Origin of the sequence: Lysobacter sp. K5869 (assembly GCF_018847975.1) — a bacterium.
Classification (GTDB): domain Bacteria; phylum Pseudomonadota; class Gammaproteobacteria; order Xanthomonadales; family Xanthomonadaceae; genus Lysobacter.
Genome location: NZ_CP072597.1, coordinates 3,982,482 through 4,004,086, shown reverse-complemented (window position 1 = coordinate 4,004,086; position 21,605 = coordinate 3,982,482). Strand labels below are relative to the sequence as shown.

7 protein-coding genes are annotated in these 21,605 nt (G+C 67.0%); all 7 read left to right on the top strand.

The genetic code is table 11. From position 1 onward, the window contains the following. Nucleotides 1-31: 31 nt before the first annotated feature. The 7 genes from J5226_RS25470 to J5226_RS17075 all read left to right on the top strand — a co-directional run bounded on the left by J5226_RS25470 (nt 32) and on the right by J5226_RS17075 (nt 21,566). Nucleotides 32-12,982, top strand: coding sequence for an SDR family NAD(P)-dependent oxidoreductase (locus J5226_RS25470; RefSeq protein ID WP_345778207.1), 12,951 nt, complete (start codon nt 32-34; stop codon nt 12,980-12,982). Continuing rightward, the gene (locus tag J5226_RS17100; protein ID WP_215835640.1) at nt 12,979-17,064 is read left to right on the top strand and encodes an SDR family NAD(P)-dependent oxidoreductase; all 4,086 of its coding nucleotides are present in this window, start codon (nt 12,979-12,981) and stop codon (nt 17,062-17,064) included. The genes J5226_RS25470 and J5226_RS17100 overlap by 4 nt, the downstream gene beginning before the upstream one ends. A gap of 60 nt (nt 17,065-17,124) precedes the next feature. After that, nucleotides 17,125-18,384 (top strand): hydroxymethylglutaryl-CoA synthase, encoded by a 1,260-nt coding sequence (locus J5226_RS17095; protein WP_215835639.1) that lies wholly within the window; start codon nt 17,125-17,127, stop codon nt 18,382-18,384. Continuing rightward, nucleotides 18,384-19,178, top strand: coding sequence for an enoyl-CoA hydratase/isomerase (locus tag J5226_RS17090; protein WP_215835638.1), 795 nt, complete (start codon nt 18,384-18,386; stop codon nt 19,176-19,178). Before J5226_RS17095 ends, J5226_RS17090 begins: the two co-directional genes overlap by 1 nt. Next, nucleotides 19,175-19,927: a polyketide synthase gene (locus J5226_RS17085; protein WP_215835637.1), complete on the top strand. Its 753-nt coding sequence runs from the start codon at nt 19,175-19,177 to the stop codon at nt 19,925-19,927. The genes J5226_RS17090 and J5226_RS17085 overlap by 4 nt, the downstream gene beginning before the upstream one ends. Nucleotides 19,928-20,044: 117 nt before the next feature. After that, the gene (locus tag J5226_RS17080) at nt 20,045-20,284 is read left to right on the top strand and encodes an acyl carrier protein (RefSeq protein WP_215835636.1); all 240 of its coding nucleotides are present in this window, start codon (nt 20,045-20,047) and stop codon (nt 20,282-20,284) included. Between the two features lie 49 nt (nt 20,285-20,333). Continuing rightward, the gene (locus tag J5226_RS17075; RefSeq protein WP_215835635.1) at nt 20,334-21,566 is read left to right on the top strand and encodes a beta-ketoacyl synthase N-terminal-like domain-containing protein; all 1,233 of its coding nucleotides are present in this window, start codon (nt 20,334-20,336) and stop codon (nt 21,564-21,566) included. The last annotated feature ends 39 nt before the right edge of the window (nt 21,567-21,605 follow it).

Genomic DNA, 21,605 nt, shown 5'->3' with positions numbered 1-21,605 from the left:
ACACGTTGGGAACGCCGTTGGACTTGCTGCAATGAGCAGCGGACAGGGAACTTCGAGAACGGATGGCATGGTGGATTTCGTCGAGTACATCGTTTCCGAGCTGAAGAGCAGACGCCTGGGCAAGGCCAACGCGCTTGAGCTGATACGGCAGTTCTCCGGCCGCCGGGCGACGCCTGCGCGCCTGCATCCGCTACTGCATCTCAATGTCTCGACCCTGACCCGGCAGCGCTACCGCACGCAGCTGACCGGGAACGAATTCTTCCTGCGCGATCACCGGGTCAGGATGCCGTCGGGCGCCGCCGTCGGCGTGCTGCCGGGCGTCGCCTATCTGGAGATGGCCCGCGCGGCGGTCGCCGATGCGGTGCCCGAGCTTGCGACCACTTCGCTGATCGCGTTCGAGAACGTGCTGTGGCTGGCGCCGTTCGCGGTCGAAGGCGAGCGCGCGATCCTGATCGAACTCGATGCGGATGAGGAGGTGCTCGAGTTCCGCGTCTTCAGCGAAACCGAAACGGGGAGTCGCACCGACCACGCCTCCGGCCGCGTGCGTTTCCACGACCCCGCACACCAGGGTTTCGATGATGGCGCCGCGCTGCTGGATCTGGCCGCATTGCGCTCCGCGATGCGCCGCGATCACTGGGACGCCGACGCGGTCTACCGTCAGTACGCGCAACTCGGCATCGAGTACGGCCCGGCGCATCGCGGCGTCGTCGGCCTGGACAGTGGCGACGGTCAGGTCTTGGCCGATCTCGAGCTACCCGACGCGCTAGCTAGCGAGGACAACGCCGCCTACCTCCTGCACCCGTCGCTGATCGACAGCGCGCTGCAAGCGGCGATCGGCCTGGGCGGACGCGACGCGACGCCGGCCGATGCGATGCTGCCGTTCGCGATGGAATCGCTGTGCATCCTCGGCGACTGCGCGCAGCGGCTGCATGCGTTCGTCCGCCGCACCGATCTTTTGTCCGACGATGCGTCGCAGATCACCCTCGATCTGGATCTGTGCGACGCGAACGGCGCCGTCTGCGTGCAGATGCGCGGGTTCTGCGCGCGCCGCTTCGATGCCGGCGCTGCCGCGACGAACGGTGCTACCGCCATCGAAACGCTGATGGCGGTGCCGCGCTGGAGCGAACCGAGTCCACGCGGTAAAGGATCTATCGATGCCGTCGCGGAGCCTGCCCCTGACGAGACTGTGCCCCTCGGCGCGCGGGACTTCGGGCATGTGCGGGTACTGCTCTGCGATTACGCCGGCATCGATCCCGTCGCGCTGTCTGCGTTGCGTCCGGGGAGTGCGGTCGAGTCGCTGTCCGCAGCCGCTGATGCGCATCCGGCGCTGCGCTACGAGGCCATCGCGCTGCAGGTGTTCGAGCGTCTTCAGAATGCGATAAAACAAATCGGCGGCGAAACGACGCTGTTGCAATGCGTGATCGCCGATACCGCGGAAGGGCGGTTGCTGGCCGGCCTGGGCGGCATGCTCAGAACAGCGGTGCAGGAGCATCCCGCGCTCACCGCGCAACTCGTCATCGTGCCGGCGGACGCGACGCCGGACGCGCTCGCCGCCGATCTGGCCGACGCCGCAGCGCAGCCGCAACGCTCACCGCTGCTTTCGTCGGCGCAGGGATGGCGCACGCTCGACTGGACGTTGTTGCCGCAGGCGACAGACGCGCACGATGCGCAGGCCGGCCTCGGCGACTCGCCCTATCGGGAAGACGGCGTCTATCTGATCACCGGCGGACTCGGCGGTCTTGGCGGCCTGTTCGCCCGCGACATCCTCGACCATGCGCAGCGCGCGCAGGTCGTGCTGACCGGCCGCGCGACGCCGGACGACGGCGTCGCCGCGCGGCTGCACGGCTATGGGTACGGCGATCGGCTGCATTATCGCCAGCTCGACCTGGACGACGCCGCGCAATGCCGTAGCGTCGTCGAATCGATCGGCGAACTCGGCGCGCTGCGCGGTGTGCTGCACTGCGCCGGCGCGCGCAGCGACGAACTGATTCTGAAGAAGACCGCCGGCGACTTGGCCGCGGTACTCGCGCCCAAGGTGCGCGGCACCTGGCATCTCGACAACGCCACCGCAGACGCGGACCTCGATTTCTTCGCGCTGTTCTCATCCGGCGTTTCGGTGTTCGGCAACGTCGGCCAAGCCGACTACGCGGCCGCCAACGGTTTCCTCGACGCGTTCGCGGGCTTCCGTCAGGCGCGGGCCGCGCAAGGGCAGCGGTCGGGCAGGACGCTGGCGGTCGACTGGCCGCTGTGGGACGCGGGCGGCATGCGTCCGGATGCCGACGGCGTGCGCTGGCTGCAGGCGCAGACGGGCATGCTGCCGATGCGCACCGCTTCCGGCATCGCGGTGTTCCGCCGGGCGCTGGTATCCGCCCATACGCAGGTACTCACGGTCGAAGGAGAGGGGCGCCGGCTGCGTCGTCTGTTCGATGCGCCGCCGGCCATCGTGCCGCGTCGCGCGCCCGCGGCCCTGCCTGCGCAGACACCCGTGGTGCACGACACCGATGCGTCCGCCGCCGGCGCTTCCGTCGACGCCGTTGCCGGCGATCTGCGGTCCCTGGTTCGCGATTTCCTGCGCAGGGAATTCGCGCCGCTGCTCAAGATCGCGCCGGCGCAGATCGATATCGACGAGGCGCTGGAAAACTACGGCATCAATTCGATCCTGGCGATGAGCCTCACCGCCCAGCTCGAGAAACATCTCGGCCCGTTGCCGAAGACGCTGTTCTTCGAATACCAGACGGTCGCCGCGCTGGGCGAGCATCTCGCTCAGGCGTACCGGGTTTCGTTGCTCGCGCTGTTGGCGCCGGCGGCCGAGCCCACGGCGGCAACCAACGCCCTGCAGACCGCCCCGGTTCCGCGGCCTGCGGGCGTCGCGGTGCGTCCGGCCGCGCAGGCGCCACTGCGCGGCAAGGCTCAGGCATTGGTGCGCCGCGCGCCTTCCGCGCGTGCGGCGTTCGAGCCGATCGCCATCGTCGGGCTCAGCGGACGCTATCCGGAGGCCGAAACGCTGCAGGATTACTGGCGCAATCTGCGCGACGGAAAGGACTGCGTAGTCGAGATTCCCGAGTCGCGCTGGCGCTGGCAGGACTACTACACCAGCGACCGCGAACGGCCCGGGCACTACAGCAAGTGGGGCGGCTTCATCCAAGGCGCCGACGAGTTCGACGCGCAGTTCTTCAACGTCTCGCCGCGCGAAGCGCCGTACATCGACCCGCAGGAGCGGCTGTTCCTGCAGCACGCGTGGATGGCGATGGAGGACGCGGGCTATTCGCGCAAGGGCCTGCGGATGCCGCACGCAGGCGCACTGCCCGGTCAGGTCGGCGTTTACGCCGGCGTGATGTACGGCGAGTACAACCGTTCGGGCAGTCTCGCCAGCATCGCCAACCGGGTGTCGTACGCGCTCAATCTGCACGGGCCGAGCATGACGCTCGACACCATGTGCTCGTCCTCGCTGACCGCGATCCATCTCGCTTGCCAGGATCTGAAGCTGGGCCGAACCGACATGGCGCTGGCCGGTGGCGTCAATCTCAGCATCCATCCCGATAAATACAGCATGCTGAGCGCGGGACAGTTCATCTCCAGCGCAGGCCACTGTCAGAGTTTCGGCGAAGGCGGCGACGGCTACATTCCGGGCGAGGGCGTGGGCGTGGTGGTGCTGAAGCGTCTGTCCGACGCCGAGCGCGACGGCGATGCGATCCACGCGGTGATCCGCGGTAGCGCGCTGAACCATGGCGGCAAGACCAACGGCTACACGGTACCGAATCCGCAGGCGCAGGCTGCGGTGATCGCCGATGCGCTGAAGGATGCGGGCGTCGATGCGCGCCAGATCAGCTACATCGAAGCGCACGGAACCGGAACCAAGCTGGGCGATCCGATCGAGATCGCGGCGCTCGGCAAGGCGTTCCGCGAACATACCGAGGACACGGGTTTCTGCCTGATCGGTTCGGCGAAGTCGAACATCGGCCATTGCGAATCGGCGGCGGGCATCGCCGGACTGACCAAGGTCGTCCTGCAGATGCGCCATCGGCAGATCGCGCCGTCGCTGCACTCGCAGCGGCTGAATCCCAACATCGATTTCGCGGCCACCCCGTTCGAGGTCAACCAGTCTCTGCGCGACTGGGACGCGCCCGTGGTCGATGGCAGGCGCATGCCGCGCATTGCCGGCCTGTCGTCGTTCGGAGCCGGCGGCGCGAACGCGCACTTCATCATCGAAGAACCCGCCCGCGCCGCGCAGGTCCATAGCACGGACGCTGCGCTGCCGGGCGTGCAGACCATCGTTCCGCTGTCGGCGCGCACGCCCGAACAATTGCTGCGCGCCGCCCAGAATCTTCTGGCGTTCCTGCAGGAGGCCGCGGAGGAGGGCCGTCGGGTCGATCACGCCGCGCTGGCGTACACGTTGCAGGTCGGGCGCGAGCCGATGGAAGAACGGCTCGCGTTCGTCGTCGATTCCGCGGCCCGGCTGCAGCAGTCGCTTCGCGCATTCGTCGAGGCTGGAGCGGTCGATGCCGTCGCCGACGGCGCTTATCGCGGCAACTTGAAGGCGCACCGCGATGTGCTTGGCCTGTTCGTCGCCGATCCCGATTACGAGGAAGCTCTCGACAAATGGATCGCGCAGCGCAAGCTCGCGAAGCTCGCCGAGCTGTGGGTGAAAGGGTTCGATCTGGACTGGCGCAAGTTCCACGGCAAGAGCGCGCCGCCGCGGATGCATCTGCCGACGTACCCGTTCGCGAAGGACAAATACTGGATCGACCCGATCAAGGGGATGTTCTCCAACGTCGTCGGTTCGGGCGCCGCGGCAGGGGCCGGCATCGTGGGCGCGGCCGCCGGCAAGGCCTTGCATCCGCTGCTGCACGAAAACACCTCCGATCTCGATCAGCTGCGCTATTCGTCGCTGTTCCAGGTGGACGAGCCGTTCGTTGCCGGCGATTCCGACGGCGCCGGCGCGCAATTGCCGCAATCGGTGCTGCTGGACATGGCACGCGCGGCCGTCGCCTGCGCCAGGCGCGCGTCGCCAGCCAGCGCGACGGTCGAACTGAGCGACGTGCGCTTCGCGTCGCCCTTCGTGGTCGACGGTGCGGCCGCGCTGCACATCGCGCTGTATCCTTCGAACGAACACGACGGCATCGACTTCGATATTTTCAGCGGCGAAGGCGACGCCGAGTACGTGCACGCGCAGGGCCGCGGCCGGCTGTTTCCGACGCAGGCCGAAGCGCGGAGCGCCGCCGACGCAATGTCGCCTGCGCAGATCGTCGACAGCGTGCTGGATGCGTTCGTCGCCGCGCCCGTGCTGGAAAAGCCCGGCGCCATCGCGCTGGCCGAACCGGCCGCGGTGCCCGCGATCGTCGGCGGCGTGCTGCCGAAGCCGAACGCTTCGCGCCTGCCCATGCTGGATGCGACGGCGTCGATCGCAGCTGTGCCCGCGGCGAACCGGACGGCCGTTCAGGCGAGCGCCGCCTCGTCGACCGAAATTTCGCCGACCACCGCATCGCAGAACGCCGCGTCGTCCGCGCATGACGTCCGAGGCTTCCTCAAGCATTCGCTGGCACAGGCGCTGTATCTCGACGAAGCGAGCATCGACGAGGACCGTCCCTTCGTCGATCTGGGTCTGGATTCGATCGTCGGTGTGGAGTGGGTCAAGAACATCAACAAGGGTCTGGGCCTGGACATCGGCGCGGCTCGCGTCTACGACTACAGCAACCTCACGGCGCTGGGCGCGTTCGTCCAAAGCCAGTTGTCTGCAGTGTCCATTACGCCCGCCGCACCCGTGCAGGCCGTCGCACGCCCGGCGAGCGTGGCGCAGGCACCTGCGGCGGTGGGTGCGGGTGTCTTCGTGGAGTCTGCCCTCGCTGCGCGCACGCCGGCCTCCGCGCCGCCTGCGCCTGTCGCTCAGAGCGTCGTCGGCATCGGCCACGATGCGCTGAAACGGTCGCTGCGCATGAGCCTCGCGCAAGCGCTGTACCTCGACGAAGCCGCCATCGACGACGAGCGCTCGTTCGTCGATCTGGGGCTGGACTCCATCGTCGGCGTGGAATGGGTGAAGATGATCAACAAGGCCCATGGCCTGGAGATCTCCGCGACCCGGGTCTACGACTACTCGAACATCCAGGCGCTGGCCCGTTTCCTTCAGGGCGAACTCGCATCGCGTCCGCAGCCGGTCGCGCCGGCGAATGAGGCGCCCGTACGAGCTGAACCCGCATCCGCGCCTATGCCTACCGCGCAGTGGAACCCGCCGAAGCAGGCCGCGGCTTCATCGTTCGCGCAACGCCCGGCGATGCGGATGCCCGCCGGCGACGGCATCGTCCTGCAGCGTCGTTCGCTCGCAGCGCGGACGCCGCCTCAAGCGCAACCCGCGGCCGGCGCGCAGCGCAACGACGAAAAGATCGCCATCGTCGGCATGTCCGGACGCTATCCCGGCGCCGACGATCTCGACCAGCTCTGGCGCAACCTCGCGCAGGGCCGCAATTCGATCCGCGAAATCCCGCCGGAACGTTGGGACGTGGAGGCGTACTACGACCCGACGCCCGGCAAGCCGGGCAAGGTGTACAGCAAATGGCTCGGCATGCTCGACGGCGCCGAGCATTTCGACCCGATGTTCTTCCAGATCTCGCCGTCCGAAGCCGAGGTCATGGATCCTCAGCATCGTCTGTTCATGCAGGAGAGCTATCGCGCTTTCCAGGATGCCGGTTACACCAGCGCCGCGCTGAGCGAGCGAAAGTGCGGCGTCTACATGGGCATCATGAGCAGCGACTATTCGTTCCTGCTGGCGAAGGGCAATCCGCAGAACATCGAAACCACCAGCAACAGTTTCGCCATCGGCGCGGCGCGCATCGCCTATCACTTGAATCTGAAGGGGCCGGCGATCCCCATCGACACCGCGTGCTCCTCCTCGCTGGTGGCGATCCATCTGGCCTGCCAGGCGCTGTTGAACCATGAGATCGACCTGGGCCTGGCCGGCGGCGTGAGCCTGTACCTGATCGCCGAGTCCTATCTGGGCATGTGCCGGGCGGGGATGCTGGCGCACGACGGCCAATGCAAGACCTTCGACAACGGCGCGGACGGCTTCGTGCCGGGCGAGGGCGTGGGCACGGTCGTGCTCAAGCGCCTCAGCGATGCCGAACGCGATGGCGACAACATCCTCGGCGTGATTATCGGCTCCGGCATCAACCAGGACGGCAAGACCAACGGCATCACCGCGCCCAGCGTCAATAGCCAGATCGAACTGCTTCGCGACGTCTACCGCCGCTATGCCATCGACGCGTCGTCGATCGACTACGTGGAAACCCACGGCACCGGAACCAAGCTCGGCGATCCGATCGAGCTGGAAGCGCTGTCGACGGTGTTCAAGGAGCACGGCGGCAGAAAGAACGCCTGCGCGCTGGGTGCGATCAAGACCAATCTCGGCCATACCTCCGGCGCGGCCGGTGTCGCGGGCGTGCACAAGGTGCTGCTGAGCCTGCGCAACAAGGCCTTGGCGCCGAGCCTGAACCTGCGGCAGGAGAACGCGCTGTTCGATTTCGCCGCCTCGCCGTTCTACGTCAACAGGACGCATCACGATTGGCCCTCGGTCGCAGGCCGCAAGCGGCGGGCGGCGGTCAGCGCATTCGGTTTCAGCGGCACCAACGCGCATCTGGTCATCGAAGAGTACGTGCCCTCGCTGCGTTCGCGGGGGATGGCTACGCCGCCGGATGCGTTGCCGTCCTACATCGTCCCGCTGGCCGCGCGCAATGCGGCCCAGCTGAAGTCCATGGCGGAGGATTTGCTCGCGTTCCTCGACAAGAATGCGGCCGATAGTCGCGATCCCGACGACGCGGAGATCGCGTTGCGCGATCTGGCATATACGTTGCAGATCGGCCGAGACCCGATGCGCGAGCGCTGCGCGTGGGCCGTCGAATCCGTTGCGGAACTGCGCGCGCACCTGCGCGAATTCGTGTCGGCCTCGGGCGGCGCCGCCTGCCATCGCGGCACGGTGTCGCGCGCGCAGGACGCGGTGATTCCGAGCGAAGAGGCCGCCGATCTGCTGCTCCGCAACGGCCTGCGCCAGTCCGCGGAGCTGGCCGCGTTGTGGGCGCAGGGCGCGAAGGTCGAATGGCCTGCGCTCTACGCGGACTCCCGGCCGCGGCCGCTTCACGGTCTGCCGGGCTATCCCTTCGCCAAGGAACGCTACTGGCCGCAACCGGCTCCGACCCTCGACCCATCGCCCGTCGCGACGCCCTCCGGGCCGGCGCCGACGCTTGCCGACAGCGGCGAAGAGAAGCAGCCGACCTGCTACGCGCCGGTCTGGCGCGAAGTCGCATTGCCCGCGCCACAGGCCGCCTTCCGGCCCGAGGACACGCTGCTGATCATCGACACCGACGATCAACTGTTCGAGCAGATCCAGGCGCGGCTGCACACCGCGTCGCCGCTGAAGTCGATCGTGCTCGTCCGGTTGGGCGACGCCTTCCGGCAGGAGGCCGACGATCGCTTCTGCGTGGACGCCGCGCAGCCGCAGCATTTCGAGTCGCTGCTGGAAACGCTGAGGCGCCACGGCCGCGCGCCGACCCGGGTGATCCACAACGCGAACCCTGCGCGCTTGTCGGCGCATACCGGCGAACAGACCGACCGAATCGCGGGCGAGGCCGTCGAATCCGCCCTAAACGCAGGTATCGACGCGTTGTTCGGATTCTGCAGGGCGCTGGCCGGCGCCGGCGCGCTGCAGGCGCCGTGCGCGTTCGTGTCGTTCTTCCACGCCAGTGTCGGGACGAACACCGCGCCCTGCGAAGCGCTGGCGGCTTTCTACCGTTCGCTCGCGCTGGAGAACAATCGCTACAACGGCCGGGTGCTGTCGATCGAGCACGACGACATCGATCCCGCGACCACCGTCATCGACACCGTCACAGCGCTCATCGGCGAGCTACAAACCGCGCCGCAGCGCGACACCGAAGTCCGCTACCGTTTGCAGGGCGCCGCCGCGGGGCAGCGCTCGGTGCGCGCGCTTGAGCTGCAGCCGGCCGAACGCGCGCCGGCGGGGCCGATGCCGCTCAAGCACGGCGGGACCTATCTCATCACCGGCGGCCTGGGCGGGCTGGGCTTGCTGTTCGCGCGCCATCTGGCCGAACACTACCGCGCCAGACTGGCGATCTGCGGGCGCTCGGCGCTGGACGCGCGAGGCGAGGAGGCGCTGGCGCAGCTGCGCGCGCTCGGCGCGGACGCGACTTATCTGCAGGCGGACATCGCCGATGCGGAGCGGACGCGCGCGCTGATCGCGCAGGTCAAGACGCGCTTCGGCGCGCTCAACGGCATCCTGCACAGCGCCGGGGTCAACGACGATGCGCTGCTGATCCGCAAGGAACGCGCGCAGTTCCGCCGGGTGCTGGCGCCGAAGGTGCAGGGCACGGTGCATCTGGACCGGTTCACCGCCGACGAGCCGCTGGATCTGTTCGTGCTGTTTTCGTCGGGCGCGGGCAGCTTCGGCAACGTCGGTCAGACCGACTACGCCTACGCCAACGCGTTCATGGACGCGTTCGCCGATCACCGCGAAGCCGCGCGTGCGCGCGGTGCGCGTTACGGCAAGACCCTGTCGATCGGCTGGCCGTACTGGCAGGCCGGCGGCATGCCATTGTCCGCGGCCGATCTGCGGCGCACCGAGGAACGGACCGGGCTGTGCGCGCTGCCGGGCGAGATCGGCTTCCAGTACTGGAACACGCTGCTGCGTTCGGATCTGCCGCGGGCGCTGGCGTTGTACGGCCGGCCCTCGAAGATCGCGGCCTACTGCGACCCGTCCAGCGCCGTTGTCGCCGCCGTACAGGCCGGCGCAGCGCCGATCGACCGCGATGCGCTGCTGGCGCAGACCCGCGACTATCTGTGCGGACTGGTCCATACCGAAACCAGGATACCGGCCGACCGGATCGATATCGAAGAGCGCTTCGAGGCGTTCGGCTTCGACTCGATCATGATCGGACGCTTCAATGCGGCCCTGGAAAACGATCTGGGCGATCTGCCGAAGACCCTGATGTACGAATACGAGACCGTCGCCGAACTGGCCGCGTATCTCGTCGAACACGCGACGGCCGTGCTGACCGCTAGGTTCGCGGGGAAGAGCGCCGCGCAAGGCGTCGTCGACGCCGCGGAATCCACGGCCGTCGTTTCGCCGGCGATCATCGGATCCTCCGGTATGCAACCGCAATCGCCGACGGTTGCCGCCCCCGCGCCGGACGCGCACGCCGAACCTATCGCCATCATCGGCGTGCACGCCTCGTTCCCGCAGGCCGACGATATGGAGGCGCTGTGGGCGCATCTGCGCGCCGGCACGGATCTCATCGAAGGCGTACCCGCAAGCCGCTGGGATGCGTCGTCCTTCTACGACCCCGACCCGGCGCAGTCCGAACACGGCAAGATCTATTGCAAGCGCGGCGGCTTCCTGGCGGACTTCGACAAGTTCGACGCCGGCTTCTTCAACATCGCCGATGCCGAAGCGGACATCATCGACCCACAGGAGCGCCGCTTCCTGCAGTCCGCCTGGTCCGCGGTCGAAGATGCCGGCTACACGCGCGAACGCCTGAAGCAGCGTTACCCGAAGGGCAAAAGCGCCGATGTCGGCGTCTTCGTGGGCGTGACGACCAACTCCTATCAATTGCTGGCCGCCGAGGCTTGGCAGCGCGGTCGCATGGTCACGCCCAGCGCGATGCCTTGGTCGATCGCCAACCGCGTGTCCTACACGCTGGATCTGCAGGGCCCGAGCGTTCCGGTCGACACCGCGTGTTCGTCGTCGCTGGTCGCGGTGCATCTGGCCTGCGAGAGCCTGCGGCGCAGCGAGTGCCAGCTCGCGCTCGCCGGCGGCGTCAATCTGTACCTGCATCCGGCCAAGTACCAATCGTTCTGCCATCGCCGGATGCTCGCGGTCGGCGACGCGTGCCGAAGCTACGGCGCAGGCGACGATGGCTTCATCCCGGGCGAGGGCGTGGGTACGTTGGTGCTCAAGCCGCTGCGTCTGGCCGAGCGCGACGGCGACAGGATCTACGGCGTGATCCGCGGCAGCGCTTACGACCACAGCGGCCGCTCCAGCGGCTACGCCACGCCCAACCCGAACGCGCAGGCCAACGTCATCGCGCAGGCGCTGGCCCAGGCCGGCGTGCCGGCGCGCAGCATCGGTTTCATCGAAGGCCACGGCACCGGCACGCGAATGGGCGACAGCCTGGAAGTCGCCGCCATCGCTCAAGCCTTCGCACAGCAGACCGCCGACACCGGGTTCTGCGCGCTGGCGTCGTTGAAGGCCAACATCGGCCATGCCGAGTCTGCGACCAGCATTGCCGGCATCGCCAAGATCCTGATGCAGTTCAAGCACCGGCAGATCGCGCCCAGCATCCATGCGGAGGTCGTGAATCCGGATATCGACTTCGCACGCTCGCCGTGCGTTCTGCAAAAGCGCCTGAGCGCGTGGGAGGCTCCGGCGGGCGTCCCGCGCCGGGCGCTGATCAACGCGTTCGGCGCCGGCGGCGTCAACGCCTGCGCGGTGTTGGAGGAGTATCCGGCTGAGGAATCCGCGGCGTCCGCGCAAGCCGGCGCCCCCGTCGCCGAGGCCGCAGGATATCTGTTCGTGCTTTCGGCCATGAACGTAGAACGTCTGCACGAATACGCTTACCGGCACGTCGATTTCCTCGCGCTCAATCCTGACGGCGATCTCGCGGCGCTGTGTCGCACGATGCAGATAGGACGCGAGGCGATGCCGCAGCGGCTGGCACTGATCGTCGACAGCCCGCTGCAACTCCGGCAAACCCTGCAGCGCTGGCTCGACGCCGATCCGAACCTCGTCGTCACGGCGCGTCTGTGGCAGGGCGGTCCCGAGGCCCAGGCCGGAGCCGGCCGCACCGCGCGCGAGCAGCGCGAACGCATGCAGGCGCTGTGCGCCGAAGCCGATCTCGCTGGGTTGGCGGAGTTCTGGACGCAGGGCGGCAAGGTCGATTGGCCGCTGTTGCGCGACGCATCGGGCCCGCAAGGCGCGCCGCTGCGACCGGTCGCCGGCGCGCCGGTCTATCCGTTCGCGCGCAACCGTCATTGGGCGGTCGACTTAGCCGCGATGGAGGCCGCGCCGCAGAGTGCGCCGTCGCGCCTGCATCCGCTCATCTCGCACAATGCCTCGACGCTGGAGCGGGTGTCCTTCGATGCCGCTCTCGTTGCGGACCAGTACTACGCACGGGACCACAGTATCCAGGGCCAAGCCGTGTTTCCGGGCGCGGGTTTCATCGAAATGGCCTGCGTCGCGGCGACCGTCGCCGGAACAAGACGCGTACGCCGGCTCAAGGACATCTATTGGGTCCAACCGCTGGCGCTGACCGATCCGCAACGGGATCTCAAAATCGGGCTGCACAATGCGACCGGCGACGGCGTCGAATTCGCCGTGACCACGGTCGACGACGACCACGAGAACGTCCTGCATTGCGAGGGCCGCGCGCTCTTCGACGATCGCGCAGCGCCAGAGTCGACGCCGCGCGAGTCGCTGCCGCACTGGCGCCAGCGCTGTGGCGAAAGCCACGGCGGCGAACGTTACTACGAACTCTTCCGGCGTCTCGGTTTCGACTACGGCCCGACGTTCCGGGCGATCGACGAGGTCGCGATCGGCAACGGCTGCGCCTTAGCCAAACTGGTTCTGGATTCGTCGCTAACTAAGGATTTCGAGCAGTACGTACTGCATCCGAGCCTGATCGACGGCGCGTTGCAGACGGTGGTCGCGCTTCTGGCCGCCGATGAGGGCGGCGTGCCGCACCTGCCGTTCGCGATCGACGAGATCGAGATCGTCGGCAACCTGACGCCGCGCTGCATCGTGCTGGCGGAGCGGTCCGGCGACAGCGCCGGCGCGAGCGCGGGCGTCCTGATGTTCAACGTGCACATCCTCAGCGAAAGCGGCGAGACGCTGGTGAAGATCACCAATTTCTACGTGCGCGCCCTGACGCCGCCGTCGGGCCTCGCGACGGACGAACGCGCGCGTCTTTCGATGGAGATGAGCTCATGAAGGCCTCGGCATCGATGAGCGCGAACAACGACTATCCCATCGGCGAGTTCCGCTCGGTGTTCGACGGCGCCGAACCGTTCCTTGCCGATCACATCATCCAGGGACAGAAGATCCTTCCGGGCATGGCCTATCTCGAGATCGCCCGAGCGGCGGTCGCGGCATCGGCGCCTCCGGGCGACGACGCCATGCTCGTGCTGAGCGACAGCGTGTTCGTCAATGCATTGACGGTGAAAGGCAAGCGAACGGTCGTCGTACGCGTGTATCCGGGCGCCGCCGGCCAGTTCGGCGTCGAAGTGAGCACCGAGCAAGGCGTGCATTTCCAGAGCCGCGTCTCGGTGCAGAAGACGTCGGAGTGCCTGGCCGTCAAGGGCTATACCCCGGTGCTGGATATCGCCGGACTGCGCGCGCGGATCGCGCGTCCCGGCCCGACGAAATCCGCGTTCTACCAGACCTTCAGGAATCGCGGCGTCGAGCTGGGCCCGTCCCATCGCGGCGTCGAGGAGATCTTCCTCGACGGCAAGGGCGAGGGTCTGGCCACGATCCGCCTGCCGGGTTCGTCCACGCGCGGCATGGCGATGGACGCGGGCGCGCTCGACAGCATCATCCAGAGCGGTCTGGCGCTGGTCGACAATCCTGAGGCGGACGTCGTGCCGTTCGCGGTACTCAACACCCTGGTCGTCGGCCCGCTGACCGACACCATGATCGTCCATATCCGTCAGCGCCCCGACGGCATGCATTACGTCGCCGCCGATGAGCGCGGCAATGTCCGGGTGATCATCGAAGGGTTCCAGACCCGCGAAATCGATCTGAACGCCAAGCAGGATCGCTTGAGCTTCCGTCGGCCGGTCTGGAAGAGCGTGACGCCGTCCGACGGCGACGACGCGACGGTGCATGTGGTGGAGGCCGGCGACGACTATGTCGCGACGACCAAAGCCGTGCTGGCCGCGGCGCAATCGCTGGCCACGGACAAACACGCTCGCTCGGCGCTCGAACTTCACGTGACCGGGCGCGACCATCTCGCGCGCGGGCTGTGGGCGGCGCTGAAGACGGTTTCGACCGAGCATTCGCAGATCGACGTCCGACTCAAGACCGCAGACGGGTACGAGGCGCTGGCCTATGAGGATGCGGACGCCGATATCGCCGGCGAGTTCGCGTGGCGCAATGGCACCGTCGCGCTGATAAGCGGCGGGCTTGGCGCCTTGGGCTTGCTGGTGGCTCAGGACATCGCCGAACGCACGACGGACAGCACCCTGATCCTGCTGAGCCGACGCGCGCCGAATGAGGCGCAGACGGCCCGCATCGAGGCGCTGCGGGCGTTGGGCGCGAACGTGATTCACCGCGGCTGCGACATCGCGCGGCTCGATGAGGTCGAACAGATTGTCGCCGATCAGCCCGAAATCAATGTCGTGGTGCACGCGGCGGGGCTCATCGACGATGCCTTGCTCATCCACAAGACCGCCGATGCCGTCGACGCAGTGCTCGCGCCGAAGGTGCAGGGCATCGAAAACCTCGACCGCGCCACGGCCGGCTGCCCGCTCGAGCTGTTCGTCGCCTTTTCGTCCGTCGCCGGCGCGCTCGGCAATGCCGGGCAGTTCGATTACGCAGCCGCGAACGGATACATGGACGCGTATATCGAAGCGCGCTCGGCGCGCGTGCGTGCGCGGCAGGCGCAAGGGCGTTCGCTCGCCGTCAACTGGCCGCTCTGGGAAGAGGGGGCGATGCGCATCGACGACGCCAGCCGCGAGACGCTCGCCAGGACTTATTCGATCAAGCCGCTGCCGAGCGCGGAAGGCCTGAGGGCGCTGCGCCTGGCGATCGCCTCGCCGCACGCCAATCTGCTGCCGCTTTACGGCCAGAAGAACGCTCATGCGGCCCTGTTCGCTCCTGCGAAGGTCGCAGCGGCGGACGCGCGGCCGCAGCCGTCCTCGGTCGAACTCGACAAGCTGCAGCGCGAGATCCTGCAAGAAATGCGGCTGCAAGCGGCGCAGCATCTGAAAATGAAGCCCCATCAGATCAACGAGACCGAAGATTGGACCAACTTCGGCTTCGATTCGATCCTGATCTCGAGCTTCGTCTCGCATCTGAACAACGTCTACGACCTGAATCTGATGCCGACGGCGATGTTCGAGGCCTCGAACCTGCTGCGCTTCAGCCAATTCCTCGCCGAGAATCACGCGGCGCAGATGATCAAGAAGTTCGCGGCGAATGGAGAGCGGGCCACCGCCCCCGCGGCGAATATTCCGGCGAACACCCCGGTACAGCCGGCGCCGCGCGAACCGGCGGTTTCGGGCGGCGCCAACGTGTCGCAGTTCGCGCGACGGTTCCGCGAAGCCTACCGGAACCGGTCCAGCTATCGCGATGAAGACGTCGCCGTGGTCGGCATGAGCTGCCGCATCGCAGGCGCGAACAACCCCGACGAATTCTGGCGGATGCTCGACCAGGGGCGCGACATGATCAGCGAGATCCCCGCGGACCGCTGGGATTGGCGCGACTACGCGGGCGTCAGCCGCTGGGGGTCTTTCATCGACGGCATCAAGGAGTTCGACCCGCTGTTCTTCGGCATCTCGCCGGCGGAAGCGATGTATATGAGCCCGGAACAGCGGCTGATGATGCAATCGGTCTGGGAATGCATCGAGGACGCGGGCTACGGCGGCGACAGCCTCAAGGGCACCGACACCGGCATCTACGTCGGCTGCGGCCCGAGCAGCTACACCACGATGATGAGCCACCTTCCCGTCGAAGCCTACTCGGTGACCGGCACCTTGTCCTCGGTCGGTCCGAACCGGATCAGCTACCACATGGACTGGCACGGCCCCAGCAATCCCATCGATACCGCTTGCAGCAGCTCGCTCGTGGCGGTGCATCGCGCGATCGAGGCCATCCGCGCAGGGCACTGTGCGGTGGCGATCGTCGGCGGCGTGAACGCGTTGCTCTCGCCGGACGTGTACATCAGTTTCACCAAGTCCGGCATGTTGTGCGCGGACGGTCGCTGCAAGACCTTCTCCGACAAGGCCAACGGCTATGTACGCGGCGAAGGCGTCGGCATGCTGATGCTGAAGTCGCTCCGGGCCGCTCAGCGCGATGGCGACGACATTTACGCCGTGATCAAGGGCGCGGCCGAGAATCACGGCGGACGCACGACCTCGCTGACCGCGCCGAATCCCAACGCGCAGGCGGCCGTGATCCTGCGCGCCATCGAGGACGCCGGGGTCGACTTCCATCGCGTCGGCTACATCGAATGCCACGGCACCGGCACCGAACTCGGCGATCCGGTCGAGATCAGCGGGTTGAAGACCGTCGCCAAGGAACTCCTCGGCGCCGAGGCCGCCAGCGAAAAACAGATCGCCGCGCCGTGTTACCTGGGCAGCATCAAATCCAACATCGGCCACCTCGAGTACGGCGCGGGCGTCGTCGGCATGATCAAGCTCATCCTGCAGATCCGCCACCGCAAGATCGCGAAGAGCCTGCATTGCGACACGGTCAGTCCGCTGATCGACCTCAGGCGCACGCCGTACAAGGTCGCGCAGCAAGCGGTCGAATGGGAGGTTGCGGCCGGGCAGACGCGCATCGGCGGGGTCAGCAGCTTCGGATTCGGCGGTGTGAACGCGCACGTGATCATCGAGGAGTACGTCGACGCCGCGTCCGGTCACGACTCGGAAAACGCCGACGCCGCGCAGTTGCTGGTGTTCTCGGCGCGCAACGCGGAGACCCTGCACGCGACCCTGCAGGCCTATCCCGAATTCCTCGCCAGGACCGACCGCAGCGCGCAGACGCTGCGGCGCATCGCCCACACCCTGCAAACCGGCCGGACCGGCATGCAGGAGCGGGTGGCCTTCGTCGCCCGTTCGATCGACGAGTTCGACGAGCTGCTGCGGGGATTCTTGGAGGAGAAGGACGATTTCTACCATCGCAAGGTCTACCGCGGATCCAGCAAAGCGGGCACGGGCGACAAGCTCGATATCGGCGATACCCAGGCGGGTCAGGAGTTCATGCGCCGGCTGGTCGAGACCGGCGAGCTCGGAAAGATCGCCGAGCTCTGGGTCACCGGCGCGAAGCTGGACTGGCGAATCCTGCGCTCTTAGCGGCGGCCGGCAGCGGGCGCGGCGACACGAGACAACATTCGGTTCTTGGAGAGGAACAGCATGAAAGCAGTGGGTATTGAAGCAATGAACGTGTTCGCCGGCACGGCCTTCCTGGACGTCAGGAAGCTGGCCGAGCATCGCGGGCTCGACACCACCCGGTTCGAGAACCTGCTGATGAAGGAGAAGACGGTCGCGCTGCCGTACGAAGATCCGATCACCTTCGCGGTCAACGCCGCGAAGCCCATCGTCGATGCGCTGAGCCCCGAGGAGCGCGACCGCATCGAGATGGTGATCACCTGCACCGAGTCGGCCTTCGACTTCGGCAAGTCGATGAGCACCTACTGCCATTCGCTGTTGGGGCTGAACCGCAACTGCCGTTTGTTCGAGATCAAGAACGCCTGCTATTCCGGTGCGGCCGGCATCCAGATGGCGGTGAACTTCGTGCTGTCGCAGGCCTCGCCGGGCGCGAAGGCGCTGGTGCTCGCCACCGACATCTCGCGCTTCATGGTCGAGGAGGGCGGCGACGCGCTGACCGCCGACTGGTCGTTCGCCGAGCCCAGCAACGGCTCCGGCGCGGTCGCCATGCTGATCAGCGACCAGCCGCACATCTTCCAGGTCGACGTCGGCGCGAACGGTTACTACGGCTACGAAGTCATGGACACCTGCCGTCCCACTGTCGACGGCGACGCCGGCGATTCGGACCTGTCGCTGCTTTCCTATCTGGACTGCTGCGAGAACGCCTTCCTCGAATACAAAAAGCGCGTCCCGGACGCGGATTTCGCCGGCACCTTCACCTATCTGGCCTATCACTGCCCGTTCGGCGGCATGATCAAGGGCGCGCACCGCAATATGATGCGCAAGATGGCGCGGGCCAAGCCCCAGGAGATCGAAGACGATTTCCAGCGCCGCGTCACGCCCGGCATGATCCATTGCCAGCGCGTCGCCAACATCATGGGCGCGACCACCGCGCTGGCGATCGCCAGCACCATCGACCACGGCGACTTCGAAACGCCCAAGCGCATCGGCGCCTTCTCCTACGGCTCCGGCTGTTGCTCGGAGTTCTTCAGCGGCGTAGTGCGCAAGGAGGGCCAGGACCGTCTGCGGGCGATGGGCATCCAGGCGCATCTCGACCGCCGCATCGAACTGACGATGGAGGAATACGACCGCCTTCTGGTCGGCAGCAATGCGGTACGGTTCGGAACGCGCAACGTCGCGCTCGATGGCGGCTTCATCGCCCGGGCCCGCAGCGCGATGGGCAAGCCGGTGCTGTTCCTGAAGGAAATCAAGGAATTCCATCGCGAATACGAGTGGGTCGGCTGATGGACGGCCGCTCGATCGACAGCGCCGGATTCACTGCGTTGCGCGTGCGTTTCGACGACGACATCGCGTATGTGCAAATCCACCGGCCGGAAGCGAACAACGCGATCAACGATCGTCTTATCGCCGAGTTCGCTTCGGCCCTGGATGTGTGCGAGACGCGCGCGAAGATCGTCGTGATCGAAGGCCTGCCCGAGGTCTTCTGCTTCGGCGCGGATTTCGCCGAGCTGCAAAAGAGCTTCGACTCCGGCGGCGTGCCGGAACAGGATCCCAAGCCGCTGTACGACGTCTGGCGGCGTCTGGCGACCGGGCCGTACGTATCCATCGCGCATGTCCGCGGCAAAGCCAACGCCGGCGGCATCGGTTTCGTCGCCGCCTGCGACATCGTGCTCGCCGATTCCGCGGCGGTGTTCAGCCTCTCGGAACTGCTGTTCGGATTGATGCCGGCCTGCGTGCTGCCGTTCCTGGTGCGTCGGATCGGTTTCGCGAAGGCCAATGCCATGACCCTGTCGACCCAGCCGGTCGGGGTGCAGGTCTCGCGCGAGTGGGGGCTGGTCGATGCCTTCGAGGACAACAGCGACAACCTGTTGCGCAAGCATCTGCTGCGGCTGCGCCGGCTCAACAAGGCCAGCGTTGCGCGCTACAAGCGCTACATGAGCGGAATCGAGGCGTCCATCGCCGCGGCCGAGCCGATGGCGCTGGCGGCGAATCGCGAAGTTTTCTCCGATGTCGAGAACTTGGAGAGGATCTCGCGCTACGTGAAGACCGGCCAGTTCCCGTGGGAGGGCGCGGCGTGAGCGCAGAGAAGGCCGTCGACCTGCAGTTCGTAGCTCCGCAGATCGTGCAGATCAAGATGCAGGACCGCGCGAGCAAGAATACGTTCTCCGAGGCGCTCACCGAGGGCCTGATGGATGCGTTCGCGCAGGTCGAGCGGCTGCCGGAGTGCAAAGTCGTGGTGCTGACCGGCTACGACAATTATTTCGCGAGCGGCGGGACCCAAGAGCAACTGATGAATCTGTCGCAGGGCCGCGGCGCATTCACCGACCGCGCGCTCTACGGCTTGCCGTTGCACTGTCCGGTGCCGGTGATCTCCGCGATGCAGGGGCACGGCATCGGCGGCGGATTCGTGCTGGGCATGTTCGCCGACCTGGTGGTGCTGGGGCGGGAGAACATCTACACCGCTAATTTCATGCGCTACGGCTTCACTCCGGGCATGGGCGCGACCTTCATCCTCCCGCAGAAACTGGGCTTGGGTCTGGCCACGGAAATGATGCTCTCGGCGAACAACTACCGCGGCGAAGAACTGCAGCAACGCGGGATCGCGTTTCCGGTGGTCCCGCGCGACCGGGTGGTAGCGCATGCGTTGGAACTCGCGCAGACGCTGGCCGAGAAGCCGCGCGTCTCGCTGGTCGCATTCAAAGACCATCTGAGCGCGCCGTTGCGGCAGGCGCTGCCCGCCACGATCGCCCAAGAAGTCGAAATGCACGCGGTGACCTTCGCCCAGCCCGAGGTGAAGGAGAAGATCGCCACGCTGTTCGGCGCGTGAACGCACAGGACCAATTCGCCGACGACCAACCGCTGCATCGAATACTCAAGCCGAATTTCGCCGTATCCCAGCCCTCAGATTCTTTCCGCCAACGTCTTCTCAACCACCGAGATCGCCATGACTCTTGAAGATGTCTTCACCGTCGTCGTCGGCCACACCCGAGAGGTCGTGCCCGGGCTGGACGACTACGCATTCCAGTTCACCGACTCCCTGCGCGCACTTGGCGCCAACTCGATCGACCGCTCCGAAGTGGTGATGCTGGCGCTCGAATCGCTGTCGCTGAAGGCGCCGATGATCGAGTTCGCGAAGGCCGAGAACATGGGCGAGCTGGCGACGCTGCTGCACGCCCGGCTCTGAACCTGCGCTCCACGAATGCGAAACGCTCCCAGGACCGAACGCTCCGACTATGCGCACTGCTGAGCCCACCCCCATCGTCGTCTCCGGAATCGGCGTTACCGCGTCGATCGGCCAAGGGCGTCGTGATTTCACCGATGCGCTGCTGGCCGGCGAGCACCGGTTCGCGGCGATGCGGCGCCCCGGCCGGCAGAAGCCGGCCGCCGACGACGACGCTGCGTTCATCGGTGCGGAGATCGCCGATCTGCGGGTTCCCGAGGCCATCGCCGCGGCGAGGCTGCGCAACCTGTCCTGGTCCGCGCAGGTCGCGCTTACGACGCTGCACGAGGCCTGGGAAGACGCCGGGCTCGATGCCGTCGATCCGCGCCGGATCGGCCTGATCGTCGGCGGGTCCAACATCCAGCAGCGCGAGCTGGCGCTGATCCAGGCCAAGTATCAGAACCAGGTGGAGTTCCTGCGTCCGACGCATGCGATGACGTTCATGGACACCGATCTGTGCGGCGTATGCAGCGAAGCCTTCGATATCCGCGGCCTCGCCATGACCGTCGGCGGCGCATCCGCGAGCGGGCAGTTGGCGGCGATACAAGCGATCGAAGCGGTCCGCTCCGGGCAAGTCGATGTCTGCATCGCGCTCGGCGCGCTGATGGATCTTTCGTTCTTCGAATGTCAGGCGTTCCGTTCCCTCGGCGCGATGGGCTCGGACCGCTACGCGCGCGAGCCCGAGCGGGCCTGCAGGCCGTTCGACCGCGACCGCGACGGTTTCATCTTCGGCGAGGCCTGCGGAGCGATCGTCGTGCGCCGCGCGTCCGACGCGACGCGCACGCCGTACGCCGAACTCAAGGGCTGGGCGATGGCCTGGGACGCCAACCGCAATCCCAATCCGTCGCTGGAAGGCGAAACCGCCGCGATCCGCGCCGCCTTGGCGATGGCTGGACTGCCCGCGGAGGCGATCGACTACGTCAATCCGCACGGCACCGCATCGATGGTCGGCGACGAGACCGAGCTGGCCGCGTTGCGCGCCTGCGGGTTGGATCGCGCCTACCTCAACACGACCAAATCGCTGGTGGGGCATGCGCTCAGCGCCGCCGGCATGGTCGAACTCATCGCGGTGATGCTGCAGATGCAGGCGGGACGCCTGCACCCGTCGCGCAATCTGGACAACCCCATAGACGCGGAGCTGCGCTGGGTGGGCGCGACCGCCATCGATCACGCCGTCGAGCGCGCGCTCAACATGAGCATGGGCTTCGGCGGCATCAATACCGCGATCTGCCTGCAACGCGGCTGATCGCCAACACTTTTGCACATGCGCTTCTTCCAGGAGGAT